This window comes from Tenacibaculum larymnensis (assembly GCF_028829235.1).
In the GTDB taxonomy this organism is placed as follows: Bacteria; Bacteroidota; Bacteroidia; order Flavobacteriales; family Flavobacteriaceae; genus Polaribacter; species Polaribacter larymnensis.
Map to the genome: position 1 here is coordinate 353,737 of NZ_JAIWJY010000002.1, position 20,160 is coordinate 373,896.

Annotated in this window: 11 protein-coding genes; 3 read left to right on the top strand and 8 right to left on the bottom strand. The window is 31.8% G+C overall.

The window, feature by feature from the left end; genetic code table 11:
- The first annotated feature begins 72 nt into the window (after window positions 1–72).
- Entirely contained in the window at window positions 73–1,557 is a 1,485-nt protein-coding gene (locus LCI24_RS04520; protein WP_274639370.1) for a S8 family peptidase, read from the top strand.
- 106 nt (window positions 1,558–1,663) lie between these two features.
- A complete protein-coding gene (locus tag LCI24_RS04525) occupies window positions 1,664–2,179 on the top strand; it encodes a DUF4136 domain-containing protein (RefSeq protein ID WP_274639371.1) in 516 nt (171 codons plus the stop codon).
- 69 nt (window positions 2,180–2,248) lie between these two features.
- Here LCI24_RS04525 and LCI24_RS04530 read toward each other — a convergent pair whose 3' ends face one another.
- From LCI24_RS04530 to LCI24_RS04545, 4 genes are all read right to left on the bottom strand, one after another.
- Window positions 2,249–3,313: a phytase gene (locus LCI24_RS04530; protein WP_274639372.1), complete on the bottom strand. Its 1,065-nt coding sequence runs from the start codon at window positions 3,311–3,313 to the stop codon at window positions 2,249–2,251.
- A gap of 2 nt (window positions 3,314–3,315) precedes the next feature.
- Window positions 3,316–6,063, bottom strand: a complete 2,748-nt coding sequence (locus LCI24_RS04535) for a TonB-dependent receptor (RefSeq protein ID WP_274639373.1) — start codon at window positions 6,061–6,063, stop codon at window positions 3,316–3,318.
- Window positions 6,064–6,328: 265 nt separating this feature from the next.
- The gene (locus LCI24_RS04540; protein WP_121145882.1) at window positions 6,329–6,802 is read right to left on the bottom strand and encodes a hypothetical protein; all 474 of its coding nucleotides are present in this window, start codon (window positions 6,800–6,802) and stop codon (window positions 6,329–6,331) included.
- A gap of 40 nt (window positions 6,803–6,842) precedes the next feature.
- Window positions 6,843–12,956 carry an alpha-2-macroglobulin family protein gene (locus LCI24_RS04545; protein WP_274639374.1) on the bottom strand — a complete coding sequence of 2,038 codons (6,114 nt, stop codon included), beginning with the start codon at window positions 12,954–12,956 and terminating at the stop codon, window positions 6,843–6,845.
- A 234-nt stretch (window positions 12,957–13,190) separates the two neighbouring features.
- Between LCI24_RS04545 and LCI24_RS04550 the strand changes: the two genes are divergently transcribed.
- A complete protein-coding gene (locus LCI24_RS04550) occupies window positions 13,191–14,546 on the top strand; it encodes a UDP-N-acetylmuramate--L-alanine ligase (RefSeq protein WP_274639375.1) in 1,356 nt (451 codons plus the stop codon).
- Here the strand turns inward: LCI24_RS04550 and LCI24_RS04555 are convergent.
- From LCI24_RS04555 to LCI24_RS04570, 4 genes are all read right to left on the bottom strand, one after another.
- On the bottom strand, window positions 14,527–15,594 hold the full coding sequence (locus LCI24_RS04555; protein WP_274639376.1) for a nucleotidyltransferase domain-containing protein: 1,068 nt from the start codon (window positions 15,592–15,594) through the stop codon (window positions 14,527–14,529). The genes LCI24_RS04550 and LCI24_RS04555 overlap by 20 nt on opposite strands.
- Window positions 15,584–16,690 (bottom strand): phosphoenolpyruvate carboxykinase (ATP), encoded by a 1,107-nt coding sequence (locus tag LCI24_RS04560; RefSeq protein ID WP_274639377.1) that lies wholly within the window; start codon window positions 16,688–16,690, stop codon window positions 15,584–15,586. The genes LCI24_RS04555 and LCI24_RS04560 overlap by 11 nt, the downstream gene beginning before the upstream one ends.
- Before the next feature lie 66 nt (window positions 16,691–16,756).
- Window positions 16,757–16,936: a hypothetical protein gene (locus LCI24_RS04565; RefSeq protein ID WP_124591181.1), complete on the bottom strand. Its 180-nt coding sequence runs from the start codon at window positions 16,934–16,936 to the stop codon at window positions 16,757–16,759.
- 24 nt (window positions 16,937–16,960) lie between these two features.
- Window positions 16,961–20,089, bottom strand: coding sequence for a T9SS type A sorting domain-containing protein (locus tag LCI24_RS04570; protein WP_274639378.1), 3,129 nt, complete (start codon window positions 20,087–20,089; stop codon window positions 16,961–16,963).
- Window positions 20,090–20,160: the final 71 nt, after the last annotated feature.

The window sequence follows — 20,160 nt, forward strand, 5'->3', positions numbered from 1 at the left end:
AAGTGTTAAAAATATATTAAAATTTTAGTATATTCGAAAAAAAATAATTTTAATCTTTAACCCCTTCAAAAAATGAAAAAAACACTTTTAAGCCTAACGGTTGTTTTAACTATGATCTCATGTTCTAACAATGATGAAACATTAGATATAAAACAAGATCAAGATTTACTTACCAAAAAAGAAATCAATTCAAAAATTAAGACATCTTTAGAAGAAACTGGAGATTTTAAATGGATGTCACAAGATGCTCATACAATATGGAGTGCAGTGAATCATGGAGAAAATATCTTGACTATAGGCTACGGTACTTCAAAAAATAACTATGCGAAGAGTGAAGAAAGTACGAATATTAAAAATGAGTTACTAGCCTTAGTAAGAAGTTTTGAACCTACTTCAGCAAAGGGAGAAACGGAACTATATGTAAACGAAAATATTAATGTATTAGATATTAAAGTTACCAACAAGGAAACAATAAATGTCTTATTAAAAGACAACAGAGTTCGTTATATAGAACCAGGAGGATATAGTTTTTTAGAGTCAAATGCTCAAGCTAAATCAGATTCATCAGGTTCTTCAGGATGTGGGTATGGTACAGCAACTTTAAACACGAGTGATTACCGTACAGTATCACCAGGTGCTAGATTACCATGGTCTTTCGATGCACATAACATTTCACAAGCTTGGAATTACAGTACAGGATCAGGTGTAACTGTAGCGGTGGTTGATTCTGGTTTATCACCAGAGCAAAAATGGATGAACCAGTATTTTAACGATGGATATTCATCAGGAAGAACAGTTCAGAAATATGGAACCTTTGTAGATTCTTGGTGGGCGTGGTCTAATAATTATGACGGAGTAAATGACAAGTGTGGTCATGGAACAAAAATGGCAGCAGTAGCTACAGCTCCAAGAAATAATGATAATTTACCTGTAGGTGTTGCTTATAATGCAAACTTAGTAACGTATAGAGCAGTTGAAAATGTAGTAATTGACGATTACCATGAAAAAAGAGGTGTTGTTGAAGCATTAACAGCATTGGCAAACAGAAGTGATGTAAAAGTTATTTCTATGTCATTAGGTTCTCCGTTTAGTATTGGTAATGTATCGGATGCAGTTAAGTATGCACATAGTAAAGGAAAGATGATTTTAGCAGCAGGAGGAACTTCTACTTCATTTACTACTTGGTATGGAGTAATTTTTCCAGCAAGTATGTCTGAAACTGTTGCGGTAACAGGTGTTAAAGAAGGACAATACAGCAAGTGTGATGTATGTCATACAGGATCACAAATTGATTTTACTGTACAAATGCAACGTACTAACGGAACAGATAATAAAATACCTGTATTAAGTTATTATGACGGGCAGGAAAATTATATTGGAGGTTCATCTGTAGCAACAGCTACTACAGCAGGTATTGCTGCATTGGTATGGGCAAAAAATCCTTCTTGGTCAAGAGAACAAGTTTTACAAAAAATGAAAGAGTCTGCTGATTTTTATCCAAACAAACATTCAGAGTTTGGATATGGAAATATTGATGCTTTAAAAGCGGTTCAATAAAAATCAACTAACTAACTAACCTTAGAAAAAAGTCTCGTTTACGCGAGGCTTTTTGTATTTTTATAAGGTATAGTTTTTGATTAAATACACCGTAAAGAATTTATATATGAAGTATTACAAATATTTTTTTCTGCTAGTTATTATTGGATGCTCCTCTTCTAAAGTAGTATATGACTACGATAGTCAAACAGATTTTAGTCAGTATAAAACCTTTAATTTTTTTGAAGATGCTGGTAAAGGTTTAAATGAGTTGGACATAAAAAGGGTTACTTACGAAGTAACAGTGGCTTTGGAAGCTAAAGGAATGCAATTGACAGAAAACCCAGATATGTATATCAATATTTTAGCTGAGGAACGAGAATCTCTTAATAGAAATACGATAGGTGTCGGACTAGGAAGTGGGGGAAGAAATGTTGGGTTTGGAATTTCAGGCGGAATACCTATTGAGAGTAGAAAAATAAACCAGCAATTAACCATTGATTTTGTTGAAAGTAAAGACAATCAGTTAATATGGCAAGGAATTGCTACTAGTGAAATAAGAGAAAAAGCAACACCAGAACAAAAGAAATTACATTTTCAAAAAGTAATTGGTAAAGTGCTTAATAATTATCCGCCAAAATAAGATAGTAAAAAAAGCCTCTTGGTTTTACCAAAAGGCTTTTTAAATTACACAAGAAACACACTAATTTGACTAATCTAAATGTAGATTTCTAGATATCTTCTGCCAATCAACCAGTTTAAAATTTTGATGTAAACTGTCTTTACCTTGGGTATTAGCACCATCTTGCGCAATAAAGAATCCTTTAGGATATTTTGCGCCAAAATTAACAGAGGTTACATCAATTCCGTCCGTATCGTATGTACCGTCAATCAAACCATCTTTTAATGAAAAGCTTCCTAGGTATTGATTGCTAACTCTGTCAAAAACAGCATAACTGTTATTTCCTTGTGACGATAAAATAATATACCCTTTTCCGTTTCCAGCATCGTATAAGGTAACCCCTTCAAAATCATCTTTCATATTCAAATCTTTGGTGCTGATAACCTTTACGCGCTTATTTTCAGCATTAGGTTCTGCATCGTACTTCCAAAGCGCTTTGTTCTCTTCTCCAATATATACTTTGGCGTGTACATCATCGGCAACAATACCTTCTCCTTGACTTCCTAATGAAAATTCACGAACTAACTTGGCATCAATTTTAGTATTGTTTTCAAACAGTTCCCATTGCTCAACACCGCCTTTTTTACCAACCATAAAAACATAAAATTTGTTAGTTTTAGGGCTTTTATACATTCCTAAACCGTATACTTCTTTTAAGTTAGAAGTTATTTTTCTTGCAGCAGCATCTTCTAATTCACCAGTAGGCTTTACAATCAATACAGAAATAGTATTATAGGTTCTATTACTAGCGGTAACAACCGAAACTTCTTTTCCGTTTAATAAGAATCCATCACGAATATCAACATTGTTTACACGTCCTATTTTATAAGAATACAAGCGTTTTCCTTCTAAATTATAAACTTCTAAACCTTCTTTTTTGTTTGTACCAATTATGGTTGATTTTGTTACATCAACAGGATTTATCCACACACACGGATCATCAGCGGCGTCGTCAAAAGAAGTGACAGGTTCTGTTTCAGCGTCAGCAACTAAAGCTACCACTGGTTTAACTTGTGGGTTTTGATGGACTATTTTTTCAACTTTACAAGCGCTTAAAATAAGGCAAGTAAGTGTTATTTTATATAAATTATTCATTTCTAAAAATTGTATTTTAAACCAGCATTCCAGTTGTAGTTATAAAACTCGGCTTGCATTGTTTGGTGTTTTGTACCTTGGTAAAAACGTAATTCTTGATTAGTTAAGTTTTTTGCTTCAGCAAAGATTTGTAAGTTTTTGGTAATACGGTAAGAAACATTTAGGTCTACAAACAATTGTTCGTCATAAAATACATCAGTAAAGGTATCGTCTCCGTATTCAAAAATATAATCATCAGCAAAGTTTAGTGAGGCTCTAATAGATAGTTTAGAACTTTCATAGGCTAACGATCCGTTAAACATGTTTTTAACAGCACCAGCTAAAGGTAATCCATCTTCTCTATCAGCAATACCATCTGTTTTAGAATCTGTATAGGTATAGTTACCATACACTGTTAAGTTTCTTAAGAAACCTGGTAAGAAGTTTAATTTACGTTGTAAAGCAACTTCAAAACCATAAATTTCTGCAGTACCTCCGTTGAAAGGCCTTGTTACATCATAAGTTTCTGTAACACCTCCAATGGTAATTGGTTCTTCAGTAACTGAATTATAAATAAATTTATCTAAATCTTTGTAAAAAACTCCTGCTGATATAATACCTACATTACTAAAGTAGTGTTCAAACATTAAATCAAAGTTCATCGCTTCAGTAGGATCTAAATTAGGGTTTCCATACTCAGCTTCAATATCATCACTATTAATGTTTCTGTAAGGTACTAAATCGTAATAGTTAGGTCTCGCAATTGTGTTTGTCCAAGCAGCTCTAACAATGGTATTTTTATCAATATTGTATTTTGCTTGTAAGTTTGGTAACCAGTTTGTGTAGTTTCGAGTTCCAGATGTTTTAGTTACGTCGCTTAAATCTTGAGCAGTTTCAACATCAATAGCAAAACCATTGTAGTCAGTTGTTGTTTTTTCAACTCTTATACCTGCAATAAAAGAAAAGTTATTATTAATGTTTTGTTGCAACATTCCATAAAAAGCATAAATATTTTCGTTTGCATTGTAGTTTTCAGGAACAAATTCATCTAGTACAAGTTCACCTCCTGTTAAGTTTAAACTTCCTAAAAATTCTTTTGAAACAAAAAGCCCCGATTTATAATCATCACCTGCTAAATAACCATTAATAGTATAGTCTTTAGTAGTAGTGGTATTCATGGTTGGAAATTGATCTTCTAAATCATATTCATAAAAATTATTGTCTCTTACTTTTTCTTTGTATTTGTGCTTAAATCCAAATTTTAAAGAGTTTTTAAAAGTTCCTGTAGCATTGATTGGAACTAAAACATCAAAATTAGAACTGATTTTACGTTCTTGTGTAAATCCTTGTTGTTGGGTTACTTCTTTGTATTCAAAAGTTGAAGGATCGTTAAAATCATTGTTTGTTGGTCGTAATACAGGGAAGTTTGTTCGCGAGAAGTCTTGCATAACTTCAATATCATCATTCTCAAAACTTATGTAACGTTCATCTGGACGTTCTTCTTTTGCCTTGGCAGTTCCTGTTTTCCAGTTTAGTTTAATATTCCCAAAAATAATATGTTCTCCACCTACAGATATATTGTAAGTACTTTGACGCTCTAAACGCGTGTTGTCATTCGTATCGTTGTTGATGCCTCCTTTAGTTTGACGACGTACTTCAGCTTTTGATAATCCAGTAGCATCAGGTTCATCTATTTTTCTAAAACGTACTCTGTAACGATTTTCATAATCGTTTCGTTGGTTGTACATAGACTTGAAGAAAATTGTATTGTTGTTGTCAGGTGTCCAGTCTAAGTTGGCGGAAACACTCATTCTGTTTCTTTTTACGTCGTAGCGTCTAATATCGTGTTCACCAATGTAGGTTTTACTATTTTCTTTTTCCCATTCAAACTCAACATTATCTGAACCATAATCGTTAGAGTTATATGAAGCATTGATTACATAGCCTAGTTTGTCTTTAAAAGTTCTGTTGGCGACTAATGCAGAAACATTATAGTTAGGTGTGTTTCTTACAGGGTTTTGTCCGTAAGAACCAGCAACAAAAGCTCTAAAAGTAGTAGGAGCAGAGCGTGTAACTAAATTAACAGAGCCACCAATAGCGTCTCCTTCCATATCAGGTGTAACAGCTTTGTTAACTTCAATGGTTTGAATCATGTCAGAAGGAATTAAGTCCATTTGAACTCTACGGTTGTCACCTTCAGCAGACGGAATTCTGTCACCATTTAAAGTTACCGAGTTTAATTGGGGTGCTAATCCACGAATAACAATATCTCTAGCTTCTCCTTGATCATTTTGCATAGAAATACCAGGAACACGCTTTAAGGCATCACCAATATTAGCATCAGGAAACTTTCCTACTTGATCGGCAGAAATAATATTGGTTATATTCTCTTTGTTTTTTTGCTGATTTAAGGCTTTAGCTTGTCCTTTACCAATACTTCCTTTAATAACAACTTCATCCAACCTGTCTATTTTAGGTGTTAGAGAAAAGTTCTTAGATTGAATACTGTTTGTAAGTGTAATAGTTTCTGTTAGGGTTTGATAACCTAAGAAAGATATTTGAACTTTGTAATTCCCTATTGGTAAATTTAAAAGTTCGTAGTTTCCATTAAAGTCGGTAGAAAATCCAACTTGTAAAGAAGGAATGCTAATCGTAGCTCCAGGTAAAGGTTGATTTGTTTCGTCTAAAACTCTTCCTTTTAATCCAGATTTACTTTGTGAGTATCCTAAAATACTAACAAAGCATAGAGTAATTAAAATTAATTTTTTCATTTTGAAATCTTTAGTGAATTATCCACGGCGAAATTATTTATGATAACTAGCAACCAGATTTCAAATTTGTTAGTAAAAAATTATTAAAATGTATTTATAAAGTTGATTATATGTTAATTGGTTAAGGTTTTAATGATGTTTTAGTGTTTTTGAATTAAAGTAAAAATTACTTTATAAAAATATTTAACGTTTAAATTATAAGGGCATAAAAAGAAAAACCTCCAAGTTAACTTGGAGGTTTTTTATAAATTTTATTACTGTCTTTTTAGAATTGGTAACGGATACCTAAACCGAAGTCAGAGTTAAAGTCTTTATAATAATCACCGAATCCTATGTCAGGTCTATAATCTAAAGAAATCATTAAAGGGATATCAAAACTATATTCGATTCCAATTACACCAGAAACAAAAACGTATGTTTCTGACACATCTACATTCTTTGCATTCCAGTGACCTAAACCACCACCAGCACCAGCGAACCAGTTAAAGCGGTTTTCTAATTGCCATACCCATTGGTATAAAGCGGTAGCTTTAAATCCATCATATCCACTACCATTTCTTAAACCTAAATCAAGTTCTAAACGATTGTTATCGCTTAATCTACGTTGGTAAGAAATTTCAGCTCCAAAACCATCATTATCTCCTAAACGAAGACCAATAGCATTGTCAGAAATTTCTTGGGCATTAGCTGTAAAAAACGAAAGGGTTAAAAATCCGATAAATAAAAAGATTTTTTTCATAATTTTTAATTTAGTGTTATGTGTTGCTAAGATAGTTATTTTATTTAATTAGTAATCTCTCTCCTTTTGAATGACTACTAAATTCAGGTGCATACATGCCTTGAATTGTTGTAATACCATTGCTAAAGTTTCCTGCATTATTTATACGAACATCATATTCAAATACATATATTCCTTTAGGTAAACGCTCAAAAAAGAAATTTGTTGCAGCATCTTTTGTGCTTTCGTAGTATCCTAAACCATCTTGCCACTTGTATTGAGATAATACGTTAATCGGTTCAACTCCGCTTGCTCTCATATCTTTCATATGAACAAACTCCATATTTCTATCCGAACGAAGTTCAATTCTAACAGTAATTAAATCTCCAACATTTAACTGTGTGTTTTCTGTAACTTCTTGGAGTTGCTTACCAGTATTAGTATTAACTTTTTTAAATAGTTTTTTATTTAATTGTAAAGGAGTTTTAGCAGAAGTAATTTTATCTAAATTTTCAAAATACTGCCAATACAATCCACCCCAAGCAATACCTTTTCCTTTTTTAGAAATACTAACAGTACTCATATTAGGAGTGATTTCAGAACCATTCCATGAAGTTTTAAAATAACCAGTACCTGCTTCAATTTTTGTATCTTCTAATTTAGAAGGATTGATAGTTTGCTTTCCGATTTTCACATCCACCATATCAGTTACCGAGATCCAATCATTACCTTGTAATAATAAAGCATATACAGCCTCAGTAGTTGCTTTGGTGGTTTTCCAACGATTGGTTTGTTTGTTTTTTAGTAACCATATTTTTAAGTTATCAATCGTTTCTGTGTTATTTTCAATTTCTGAAAAAGCTTCAATTAATAACGATTGGGTTTCAATAGGTGCTTGGTGCCAGTACCAACTTGGTTGATTTTCTTTCCAGTACATTCCTAATTCATCAGAAGTAATACTGTTCTCTCTTAAAGATTTTAAAATTTTAGAAGAGATCTGTGTATTACCATTTCTAAACTGTAGCAGGGAAATTTGTCCTTTTCCGTATAAACTAAACTCTTTCCAGTAAGTTGCTGTTTGACTTTTATAGTATTCAAAAGCGGTTTTAGTTGTATCGTTAATTTCAATATTAGTATAAAAAGAACGCATGTATAAATACTGAATAATGAAATAGTTTAGATGGTTTTTCTTTAAGTACTCAGTATATTTTTTTTGATCTTTTTCAGCTTTAATACGTTCAGCACTTTCTAATAATTTCTTGTAGGTATGTTCAATTTCAGTATCTAAAAAGTGAATAGCATCTACAAGCATTTTCTGTAAAGAATCATCTTTATTGTCAATACCTAATTTTTGTAAATGTCCAAAACCAGTAACAATATGATTCGTGATATAAACATTAGGATTATCATTCTCTTTAAACCAAGGGAATCCTCCATTGTTTAATTGCATTTGCAATAGTTTATTAATGGCGTTTTGTTGCTCGTATTTCATTTTGTTTAAATCAAATAACAAAGCAATACGCTTCTTTTGTTCGGTTTCAGATTGAGCATCACGTAACCAAGGAGTCTCTTGGATAATCAATGATTTTAATTCTTGATTCTTTTCTAAGTTACTCAACAAAGTATCTGAAGATTTCCAAGTATTGAACACCTCTTGTATTCTTGGATTTGAATTTGCGATATGACTAGCGAGTGTGTTTGCATAATAACGTGCAAAGGTTTGTTCACTACATTCGTATGGATATTCCATTAAATACGGTAAAGCTTGCACAGCATACCATGCAGGGTTTGAGGTAACTTCTAACGTTAATTTATGGTGACTGAGCGTAGTCGAAGTTTGATTTTTAAGCTTATCTAATGTAAATGTTTTGGTTTCATTTGAACGAACCCACATAGGTAAGGTTTCAGTAACTAACATTCTATTAGATAAAACAGGCAATACATTTTGTTCTCCATCAGAAAAATCTCCAGCCTTTGCAACTACTTTATATTGAATTGCTTGATAGGTGTCAGGAATTGATAAGTTCCAAGATACATTGGTGTTTCCATTGGCATTAACATTAAAAGATTGATTTTTCGTAGAATTATCTAACAAGTTGATTTCTTTTCCTGTAATAGCATCGGTTAATATAAGTAACGCTGTCCCTTGTAAGTTTTTATCAGAGATGTTAGCTATTTTGGTATTTAATGTAATTTGATCTCCTTCTCTTAAAAACCTTGGAGCATTAGGAATTACCATCAACTCTTTTTGAGTTACAGTAGTTAATGTCTTGGTAGCTGACTGTAATTCTTTTGTATGTGCTAGTAACTGCAATTTCCAGCGTGTTAAAGCTTCTGGAGTGGTAAAACTAAACGTAATATTACCTTCTTTATCAGTTTGTAAATGCGGGTAGAAAAAGGCAGTTTCTTGTAGATTTTTACGAATTTGTACTCCATCTAAAGAGACTTTATTTCCTTTTTCCTCTTTTACACCTAGAGCGGTCACAACCATTTCATCTAGTAAGTTTTCTTGAGTATCTAAAAGAGCTTTTTCTTCAACAATCTCTCTTTCAGGTGAAGGTTGCATTTTAGAACTCATAGCTAAGCCTCTTAAACGAATATTTCTATTCATTCCGAAGTAAAAACCAAACCAATTTAATTGGTCGTATCGTTGAGTTTTAAAAGATGAAGGGTAGTTATTATTAAAAACTCTGAAACGTTCATTACCAAAACTTTGATAAGCATTAGCGTTACCACTATAAGAGTAATATGTAGAAGTTGAGATAGGAGAAAACTCCCAATTATGAGGTTTAAACTCATCTAAAGAAGCATCATACATACTCGCTAACACCTCTGCAGCTACTTTGTTGTTTTTATCGTTTTTAATGGTAAAACTCCAGGTTTCTTGGGTTCCAGGTTGTAATTTATCTCTAAACGTATTGGTTTCTATAGTAATGCTATTTTGTTCATTTGGAACAGAAATAGGAATTATTCCACTAACGAAACTGTTGTAATTCACAAAGTAATATTTGATAACAAACCCACCAACATCTTGTTTAGTAACAGGAACTTCAATTGTTTTAAGTTTGTTGTTTAAATGAATAAGTTTGGTTTCTACAATAGCGTGGTTTTTTTCTGTTTGAACTATAACCGTTGCATCTTTTGAGGCAGAACCAATTTGTAATGCTACTATATCATTTGGTTTGTATGTTGTTTTGTTTGTGTTGTACGTGAATAATTGGTTATCAGTTACACTTTTTTCTTTTTGATCGATTATAGTAAAATGAGCTTTGTCGGTAACTTTTTGTCCAAACTCATCTTTGGTGTCTAGAATAAGAATATACTTTCCCGAAATCCATTTTTTATAGTTGGTAAGCGTAACTTCTTTCGAGTTTTGTGTATTGAAAGCTTGCTCAAATACTAGTTTCCCTTTTTTCCAATTTAGAGGACTTTGTTCTTCCGAAGTATAAGCATCATGAGGAAATAAGGTTCTAAACTCACTTTCTGAAATATCTTGATAATCTGGAGTATCCCATGGTCTTTTACGTAACGGGTTTTTAGGTGCCTGAAGTTTATAAACTTTTATACCTCCTTCCGCAGGAATAAACTCTCCATTTAAGTTTTTACTTGAAATTTCAATGGTTGCTTTCTTGTTTGATTTATGTATTGTAGAAGGAACTTGTATTGTAGCAAGTAATGCATGATATCCTACTTTTACAATAGAGGTTGCTGAGCGAGTTTCTCCATTAACATCGGTTACATCAGCAGTGATTTCATATTCAAAAACAGGTAAATTTTCTTTGTTTACACTTTCATCAGGTAAGGCTTTAAATGTAATTGAAAAGTTACCTTGTGCATCGGTTATTAATTCACCGTGTGTAATTTCTTGTGCTTCTGAAGTAAACTGAGGTTTACGCCAGTACCACCAAATAGGATATTGTACTTTACGATGCACGCGATATACTACTTTAGCATCTGTAATAGTTGATCCAGCAAAAGCTTTTGCAAATCCGTTTACTGTAATGCTATCATGTAACTTATAGGTTTTTGTTACAGGTTTAAATTCTGTTTCAAACTTAGGGCGCTTATATTCTTCAACTGAAATACGAGTAATATAGTCTTCATTTTCAAAATCAAAATCTATAGTATCATAAAAGGTACTTTTTTGCTTTTCACTCTTATCAATAGAAAACCAATATTCGCCTGTTAACCCTGTACTAGGTAATATAATTTCTCCTGAAGTTGATCCGTATTTGTTTAGCTTTAGATCTAGTGTTTTTAATGCTTCACCGTTAACATTATTTAATGTTACTTGTACAAATTCATCGGTAAAAGGTGTTGAGTTGTCTTCCGTTTCTTTAATAAAGATAGTTTTAAAGTATACAGTTTGTCCTGGTCGATAAATGCTCCTATCTGTAAAAATAAAAGGCTTTATAGAGGTATAACTATCATTTGCAGTTGGAGAGACTTGTTTTTGATATTTATTCAGGTAGTAGTTACCAAAAATAGCAGTATCGTTTTTGTATGTAACTGTAACATACACATTACCATAACTATCATCACTTTTAAAAGAAGCAAAACCGTTTTTATCAGTTGTTAGTTTTTTGTGAATTGATTTTCCATACCTACGCTGTTTGTTTTGTAACAATAACTCAGCATTTTTAATTGGTTTTCCATTGTTTCTATCAACAATTTGGTAAGTTTTTATACCATTATTGCTATTTTCAACTAAAACTAAATTGGTTGCTTGTAAATGAGCAGTAGCATATAAATCTTTAGAGTTTAAAGTAGTATTTTGATGTGTTACAATTAAATAATTTCCTTGAGTTAATTTAGGAAGAACTACTTCAGTTGTGTGTAATAAGTAATCTTTTTCATTTCGTAAATTACTGTTCCATGAAGTAGCTTTTGTAAGTTTTTTTATAAAGTTAAAGCGTTCTTCTTCCTTGTAAATCTTTTGAAACTCTTCTAATTGTTTATGCCCAACTTTATAAGCAGAGAAGTATAGTTTATCAATATTCTTATAAGTAATTAGTAATCTAGAGTGAGATTGAATAGGAACAAACTTTTCAGAAAGAATACTTAGCGATGTAGTTTTGATTTGTTGTTGTAGATGCTCAGATTTTTCAGCAGCTAAGCTTTTAGGAAATTGTTCAATAAGCTTTTTACAAATAGCAAGTGCCTCTCTGTTTTTAAAACGAAACTCTTCATTTTTTATAGCTTTATAAGATCCAGCTTGTTGATTATAAATCCTGGCTATTTCATAACTGTATAATCCAGAAACTTCATTGTTTTTATAATTACTAACTGATGTTTTAAGTGTTTGTAACAATAACTCTTGTTTGTTATTTAAAGTTATATGTTGCTTAACAAACTGTAATCGTTGAATATCTACATTAGCACAGGCATCGAAGTTATTGTTTTTTAAATGAAAGTTTATTAATTTTTGATAAATTTTCAAGGCATTAAATTGTAATGATAAATCATCTTTCGAGGTAAGGTTTAATCCAGAAAACTTGTTAGCTTCACTTAAGTATAAAGCGTCATCAATTTTAAATTGATAAGTAGGTTTTGTAATGTTGGTTTCTGTGGTTTTATAAAACTCTAAGGCATTATGCGCTAAAAAATCAAATAGGGTAGGGCGGTATTTTTTTGAACCCTTTTCTATTTGAATAATATCTTTAAAAGTATGAATAGCTGTTTTTTGTAGTTCAGATTCATTTTCTAAAGAGTTTTGATAGTGGCAATGAATTTCTGCAAATAGCGTATTCAAATCCCATGTTCTAAAATCATTTTCATCAACTTTTTGTTGAGTTTGAGTACGATTGTAAAACTTCCATCTGTTCTGATTAAAATATTGCCAGTATAAGTTTGCTAATACATTTTCTAGCACATTTTTTGTTGGAAAATTACTTTTATTAATTTGTTGTTTGAATTCATCAATAATCTTTAATTGTGCGTTTTCTTCTAAAGTTAGAGCGTATTTACTTTTATAAAACAATGATTTTATAATTTGAGGAGCATTGTTGCTTTTTTCAGCTTTATCGTAAATAGTGTTTACTATTTTTAAAGCAGATTTAGGCAGGTTTTCTGACTCAAACTTGTGAACTTTTTCCCACAGGTTGTTATAGTTTTCTTGGGCGTGTACTAATGTTGAAAATAAAATCATCAGTAAAACGGGGGTTATTCTTTTCATCTATCTAAATTTTATATTTTTTGAATAGTTCAATAATCTTATTTTTTTGATACTAGTCGTGAGTATACATATATGAACAAAGCACTAAAAAATAGTGGTTTTTTACAAGTTGAAGTTTGTAAAGGTACTATTTGAGTGAGTGAACATAGCTATTTAAAGAGTTTCGATTTAAAGATACTTAAAATTCTCGCTTGGTTTTGTATTTTTGGGGCTTATATCACAGATAACAGTACTATGAAAATTCACTTTATAGCTATCGGCGGTAGCGCAATGCATAACTTAGCAATCGCATTACAACAAAAAGGATACCAAATTACGGGTAGTGACGATACTATTCATGATCCGTCAAAAACTCGTTTGGCAAATAAAGGTTTGTTGCCAGATGTGTTTGGATGGTTTCCAGAAAAAATAACTACCGATTTAGATGCTGTAATTTTAGGAATGCATGCAAAAAAAGATAATCCTGAGCTGTTAAAGGCGCAAGAACTTGGAGTGAAAATTTATTCGTATCCAGAGTTTTTGTATGAACAATCTAAAGATAAAACACGAGTGGTTATAGGTGGTTCTCATGGGAAAACAACTATAACTTCTATGATTCTACATGTGTTAAATTATCATGATAGAGAAGTGGATTATATGGTAGGTGCACAGTTAGAAGGTTTTGATACTATGGTTCATTTAACAGAAGAAAATGAGTTTATTGTTTTGGAGGGAGACGAATATTTGAGTTCTCCTATAGATATGCGTCCGAAGTTTCACCTGTACAAACCGAATATAGCGTTGTTAAGTGGAATTGCCTGGGATCATATCAATGTGTTTCCAACGTTTGAAAATTATGTAGAACAATTTTCAATTTTTACTGATTCTTTGACGAATGGTGGAATTATGGTGTATAATGAGGAAGATGAGGTGTTAAAAGAGGTTGTTGAAAGTTCAAATCATCCAATAAAAAAATACCCTTATAAAACTCCTGAATGTTTTATTGATAATGGAATTACTTACTTGGAAACTGAAGAAGGAGATTTACCATTAGAAATTTTTGGAGAACATAACTTACAAAATTTGGCAGGGGCAAAGTGGATTTGCCAGCATATGGGGGTTGATGAAGATGAATTTTATGAGGCAATAGCTAGTTTTAAAGGAGCTAGTAAGCGTTTAGAAAAGATTGCTGAAAACTCTTCAACAGTTGTGTTTAAAGACTTTGCACATTCACCATCTAAAGTTGAAGCAACTACTGCTGCGGTTAAAGATCAATATTCAAATAGAACTTTGTTAGCATGTTTAGAGCTACATACTTATTCGAGCTTAAATGCTGAGTTTTTATCAGAATACAAAGGTGCTTTAGATAAGGCAGATAAAGCAGTGGTTTTTTATTCTCCACACGCTGTAAAAATTAAACAGTTAGAAGAAGTTTCAGCAGCACAAATAGCTAAAGCGTTTGAACGTGACGATTTGATTATTTATACAAAACCAGAAAAGTTTAAAGAGTTTTTATTCAATGAGAACCTTGAAAATACAGCTTTGTTATTAATGAGTTCTGGTAACTACGGAGGGTTAGATTTTGATGAGGTTAAGGCTTTGGTTGATTAAAAAATCTATCAAATAAATATTTTCTATACTTTTTTAAATAAAAAGATTTTAAAATAAAAAAAAAGCGGTGTTTATATAAAAAATATAGGTCCCATTTTTTTTTGTTATCAGCACTTTCTTTTGGGTTGTTAATGAAAAAAAGTACTTTTTTGATGTAGCTCTCAGTCTTATGTGTTTTTATATATTCGAGTGATTTAGGAGAACCAAAAATGTAATTAGTAATAGCAAGAAAGTTTTTTAAATAGTCAGATTCAGAATGATAAAACTTGTTTAAAACTGTCTTAATCGAAGCTCTTTTAGATAACATATAAAGATCATAAGAGTTTCTTAGAGAGATTGTTTTAGTCCATTGAGCTTTCTCGTTAATTTGCTTGTTAAAACAAGTTAAAAGAACTTGATTTTCATACGAAAGGATATTTATGCTATTCGTCAGTTTTTTTAGGCTATTTTCAACAAAATTATAGTCGAATCCTTTTTCATTTGTAATCATTTTATAATGTACTTCAACGGCAGCAATTTTTTCTTTTTTGGTTATTTTTGGGTAATGCCTATTTAAAACTGTATTATCTAAATAATCAGAAGTCTTCTCTTTATACCCATTTTCTTTGAGAATATTAATAGTAAGCTTAAACTTTTCTGGATTGACTAAAAAATCAATATCACCCACCATACGTTCAGCAATGTCTTCATATAGGCCTTCTAATAAATTGCCTGTTCCTTTTAAAAAAATAGGAGTAATATTGTTTGAAAGTAAAAGTTCATTAATTTCTTTTGCTTCTGCAATAATTTGTTGATTACGTTCTCTGTTTAAGTCAGTAATATGTTTCATATACTCGACTAAATCTACAGGTAAATAGTGTAATAAATCAGCACGTTTTAAATTGCAATATAATGCGGGAAAAACATAGTGAGTTGTACTTAATTTTACAACAGCATCCCAATCGACTAAACCGGATTTTATTTTTTGTTCAACTAAATTTCGATTCTTTTCTTCATGGGTTATAGTTAAACACTTACTAATAAATAATAATGTTTCTTTATAATTCATTCGCAAATATTTTTTTTACTGTTTCAATCATTTTTTCATTATTAGAATAGGTTAGTTGGTAGCAAGGTAATTTTTCAAACCAATCTAAAAAGAGTTCAGCATTTTGAGGTAATGGAGATAACCAAGAATCAGGAACCAATTGCTCGAATGCTGTAATGTTTGAAATTTTATTAATGATTAAGTCACTATCTTTTTGATATTTAATAAAAATTAGAGCTTTGCAAGGAGTTTTTAGCGAGTAATCATGGTTATTTGTAGGTAAGTAGCGAACAATTTTATTTAGCTTTTTAAAATGATATTCAGCAGATGTTTTTAATTCAGGATAAATTGGAAGTAGTGTTTCTAAACTATTCTTTTTAATAGATATGGCAGAAGGAAAGCTGTGTACATTTAAAGAGTTATCAATAGGTACAAAATCATCGGCTAAACAAGTAAAACCATTGGCTTGTAATAATGCTAATGAAGTACTCTTTCCATTTCCAGAATCACCTAAAAATAAAATAGAATTATTGTCCTTACTAACTGCGGAAGCATGAAAAACTCCTATCCATTCATTTTCATTTTTTTGATGTATTTTTTGCACTAGTTCCATTGAGAATTTTCCTTGGAAGTAATGTACTTCTTTTAAACTCCATGTACCAATAAGGCTATCGTCAACAGAAAAAGAAATAGATTTAGAATCATTATACACTTCAAAATGATGGTGTGTTTTGACTGTTTCCTGAATTTCTAAATGAGCAAATTTTGGGTGTATTAAAAAGGCTTCAGTATTAGATGCATAGCTTACTTTAAAATATAAACTATTTATGCTATAGTATTTTACAACTTCAAAAGTCTTAGGCTTAGTTACAGGTATTAGCTTTTTATCGTTTTTATTTTCTGAAGAAATAAGTAAAGATTCAATATCAGTAACAAGTTCTACTGCTTGTTGGTAAGGTATGTTAACTTGCTTTATTACTTGATTAATAATTTCTTGTTTGTCAATTTTTTTATTTAAAAGAGATAGTGTTTCTGCTATCAAGGGGGCTACAACAAGATATTCATTATTGTCTTGAAACCAAATAACTTGCTTATTCTCTATTTGTTTATTAGTCATGTACTTATAAAAGTAATAAAACCTCGAGATATTCTCGAGGTTTTAGAGTGAAATAATTTTTTGATATTAAAAATCTAGTCCTGGATCTTCAGGGCTCTGTGCCTGTGCTTTTTGCGGATTTAAGATCATATAAGTTCCTAATGCTGTTAAAGCTGCATATTTACCATAACTCCCTATTTTTTTTATAGCCTCTTTACGAGTAATGTCTTTAGAACTTTTATCAGTGTTTTTTATGTCTTTTTTCATGATTGCTCGATTTTGATAGCTTACTTATTTTAAAATTACTTTTTTAGAAACCTCTCCTAAATTAGAATTTAGTTTTACAATGTATACTCCGGTAGCTACGCTAGGGATACTTACTTTACTAACTCCGTTAGAAATTATGTTTCGATTTATAATTTCTTTACCTAAGATTGAATATACAGCTATATTCGCTTCTGTTTGTAAACCAGTAATGGTTATTTCATTATTAGAAGAGCTGTAAATGCTAATATTATCTAAAGAAGGTTCAATAATTGATGTTGGCTTTTCTGAACTTGTATGTAAATAGAACTGTCCAATACTATTTGAATCTTTGTTAAGAGTAGTAGTATAATTTTCCTCAGATAAATCAGTAAAAACGTTATTTATTCTATCTTCTAAATATACTTTAAGATTTGCTGGTATATTTTTAGTATTGATAGAAAAAGTTACCTTTTCACCGCTTAAAGCTCTTAAACCAACAGGAATTACCATGTTCTCATAATCATTATTTGGTAAGGTTTGAATAGCTAATTGTTTTCCTTGGTTATTAGTTAGTAACTCAGTAAAAACAGCTAAGTCAGAAGTATCTTCTCCAAACATTTTTGAATCATAACTTCTATCATATCCCTTAGTTTTTCCTGAAGCATAAAAAACTTTTGTAGATCTTTTGATATCGTTATTATTAACAGATAATTCAATTGAAGGAATAGGTTCTTGCCTCATGAATGTATCTGAATTTTGATGACTTTGATTAGAGAAAGCAAAGATAAGATTGTTACTTGCTGCAGCTTCCACAAAGAATCCTTGACCTGGAGCAATTTCTATGTCATCAATCGCATTCTTAGTTATATATTGTGAGCCATTCCATAGCCAAATAGTTTCCTCGGTAAGTATAGCTGTATTCGCAGCTGCAAAATTAGCAGAGTTAATGTAAGATGTATACGGATTCCCTACAAGGTTGTAATTAGTTCTACTACCTGTAGAAATAGCTTTAGCAATATTAGAAGTATTTGCTGTTCCACTGATTGAAACATCGCCAGGAGTAGCTAACTTAATAGAAACACCTGTTCCATTAGTTATTGTTCCTGTATTACCACTTTGTACATAAAACCAAGCGTCTCCAGTAATATTACTATAAGGAGCTAATCCTAAGTTACCACCAGTTCCGGAAGCTAAGGTATGGTTAGCAATAATATCTTCTAAAGTTTCACCAGCAACAGGAGGTGATACTAAGTACCAGTTTGTAGTTGGTAAACTTCTTTTATAAGTTACAGTACCAGTAACAGTACTTTGTGGTATAAATGAAGCTCCGTTATTAATTGTTAATGAATTAAAAGTAACAGCTGATGAAGCCGTTGGATAGTTTGTTAAACTAGAAGGTACAATAACATTAGCATTGGTTGGGGGAACTACACTAGGACTCCAGTTTGATGCTGTATTCCAATCGTTATCAGTAGATCCTGACCAAGTTACGGTTTCTATACCCACTAAAACATTGGTGGTACTACCTACACTGTTTAATGTCAAAACAGCATCGTTAGAAGCATCGTCTTTTAACGTCCCTCCATTTGCAGCTAATGTACCAACAGCTATACCATCAGTATCTGAATCACCTGATTGTATTGTGTATCTAAAAATTAAGGCACTAGTTCCGCTTCCGCTTTGGTAGACTGCTTGACGTGTAGTTGCTCCAATAGTGATAGCTATTTGAGGAGTTCCCCCAGTAGTATTTACAATTATATTCTCATCAAAATTTACAGTAAAGTCCAAGTTTTGACCTGTAAGATAATTACCGTTTGCAGGAACACTAACACTTGTTACAGTTGGAGCAGCAGCATCTACTAAAACAGCGGCTGTAGAACCTACACTATTTAAAGTCAGGTTTGCATCTTTTCCTCCAGCATCTTTTAAAGTGCTTCCATTTGCAGCTAACGAACCAACAGCAATACCGTCAGTATCAAGATCTCCTGTAAGAATTGTGTGTCTAAAAACTAAAGAACTTGTTCCGCTGCCACTAATATAAGTTGCTTGGCGTGTGGTAGCTCCGATAGTAATAGCTATTTGCGGTATTCCTCCTGTAGTATTTACAGTTACATTTTCATCAAAGTTTACGGTAAAATCTAAATTTTCCCCTGTTACATAAGTAGCATTGGCAGGTACACTCACACTAGAAACAGTAGGTGCAACTGCATTTGAAATTACAGTTGTAGTGTTGTCCGTATCATCAGTGGTACCATCATTAATAACTACTGTAAAAGTGGTTGTTTCTGAAGTAGCTGTTCTGTTGTCAGTTGGGTTGAAAGATAAAGCTCTTAGTTTTGACTGTAAATCAGTAGGTGTAGTAGTAGCTATAGTATAAGGACCACTACCAGAAAGTCCCGTACCTGTTAATAATCCTTTTGCATTATTATCTAAAGTAATAGTTGCTGATAAGTTATCTCCATCAGTATCTGTGGTTGTAATACTAGAAAAAGGAGAAATTGTACTATTATCATTCACACTTTGACCAGCAGTTGTTCCTCCAATTACTGGAGCTGTATTTGAAACAGCAGACGTAACTATCATTTCATCTATAGAGAATCCTCCAAAAATTTCAGTATCAGGTGTGATAATTAATTCGTCAATATCAGAAAATGAACCAGTTGTAGGGGATGTAAAGTCTATACTTATAGCAGAATTATGAGTAGGTGATACTAAACTAAGCGTACCAACTACAACACCATTTTTTTTACCAGTGAATGTAAAATCAATAATAGTACCGCCTACAGCTTGCTCGTAAGCAAATTGAATTGATGTTATACCTACTTCACCACCACTATCTGTTGATAATGTAGCTGAAGACACTGCTGAACTACCATTACCGGCCCAAGCTAATACAGCATCAGTAGCTCCACCAATTGCATTAGTACCGACTCCATTTCCACTTGTAGCTAAGGCAAGAGTAATATTTCCATTTGATGTACTAGATATATCAAAGTTGTTTAATAGAGAACTAGCAGATTGATCTGCACTAGGATCTGTACCAGTAGCTAAAATTGCTGTTGATGAACCAAATTCCATAGTACTAGGAGTTTGAGCTCTTAATTGGTTGTTTGCGAACAATAGCACAGAATAAACAATTGCATTCAAAAAGAGTTTGAAGTAATAATGTCTCATTTTATTTAGTATATGATTGGTTAATAAATATTAAAGCTATTTTATAGATAAAACTCTAATGATTTCCACTA

Coding starts and splice junctions, on each gene's coding strand:
- LCI24_RS04540 (WP_121145882.1), bottom strand. CDS start 6,802: ATGAAAAAAATCTTTTTATTTATCGGATTTTTAACCCTTTCGTTTTTT.
- LCI24_RS04535 (WP_274639373.1), bottom strand. CDS start 6,063: ATGAAAAAATTAATTTTAATTACTCTATGCTTTGTTAGTATTTTAGGA.
- LCI24_RS04525 (WP_274639371.1), top strand. CDS start 1,664: ATGAAGTATTACAAATATTTTTTTCTGCTAGTTATTATTGGATGCTCC.
- LCI24_RS04570 (WP_274639378.1), bottom strand. CDS start 20,089: ATGAGACATTATTACTTCAAACTCTTTTTGAATGCAATTGTTTATTCT.
- LCI24_RS04560 (WP_274639377.1), bottom strand. CDS start 16,690: ATGACTAATAAACAAATAGAGAATAAGCAAGTTATTTGGTTTCAAGAC.
- LCI24_RS04530 (WP_274639372.1), bottom strand. CDS start 3,313: ATGAATAATTTATATAAAATAACACTTACTTGCCTTATTTTAAGCGCT.
- LCI24_RS04545 (WP_274639374.1), bottom strand. CDS start 12,956: ATGAAAAGAATAACCCCCGTTTTACTGATGATTTTATTTTCAACATTA.
- LCI24_RS04550 (WP_274639375.1), top strand. CDS start 13,191: ATGAAAATTCACTTTATAGCTATCGGCGGTAGCGCAATGCATAACTTA.
- LCI24_RS04555 (WP_274639376.1), bottom strand. CDS start 15,594: ATGAATTATAAAGAAACATTATTATTTATTAGTAAGTGTTTAACTATA.
- LCI24_RS04565 (WP_124591181.1), bottom strand. CDS start 16,936: ATGAAAAAAGACATAAAAAACACTGATAAAAGTTCTAAAGACATTACT.
- LCI24_RS04520 (WP_274639370.1), top strand. CDS start 73: ATGAAAAAAACACTTTTAAGCCTAACGGTTGTTTTAACTATGATCTCA.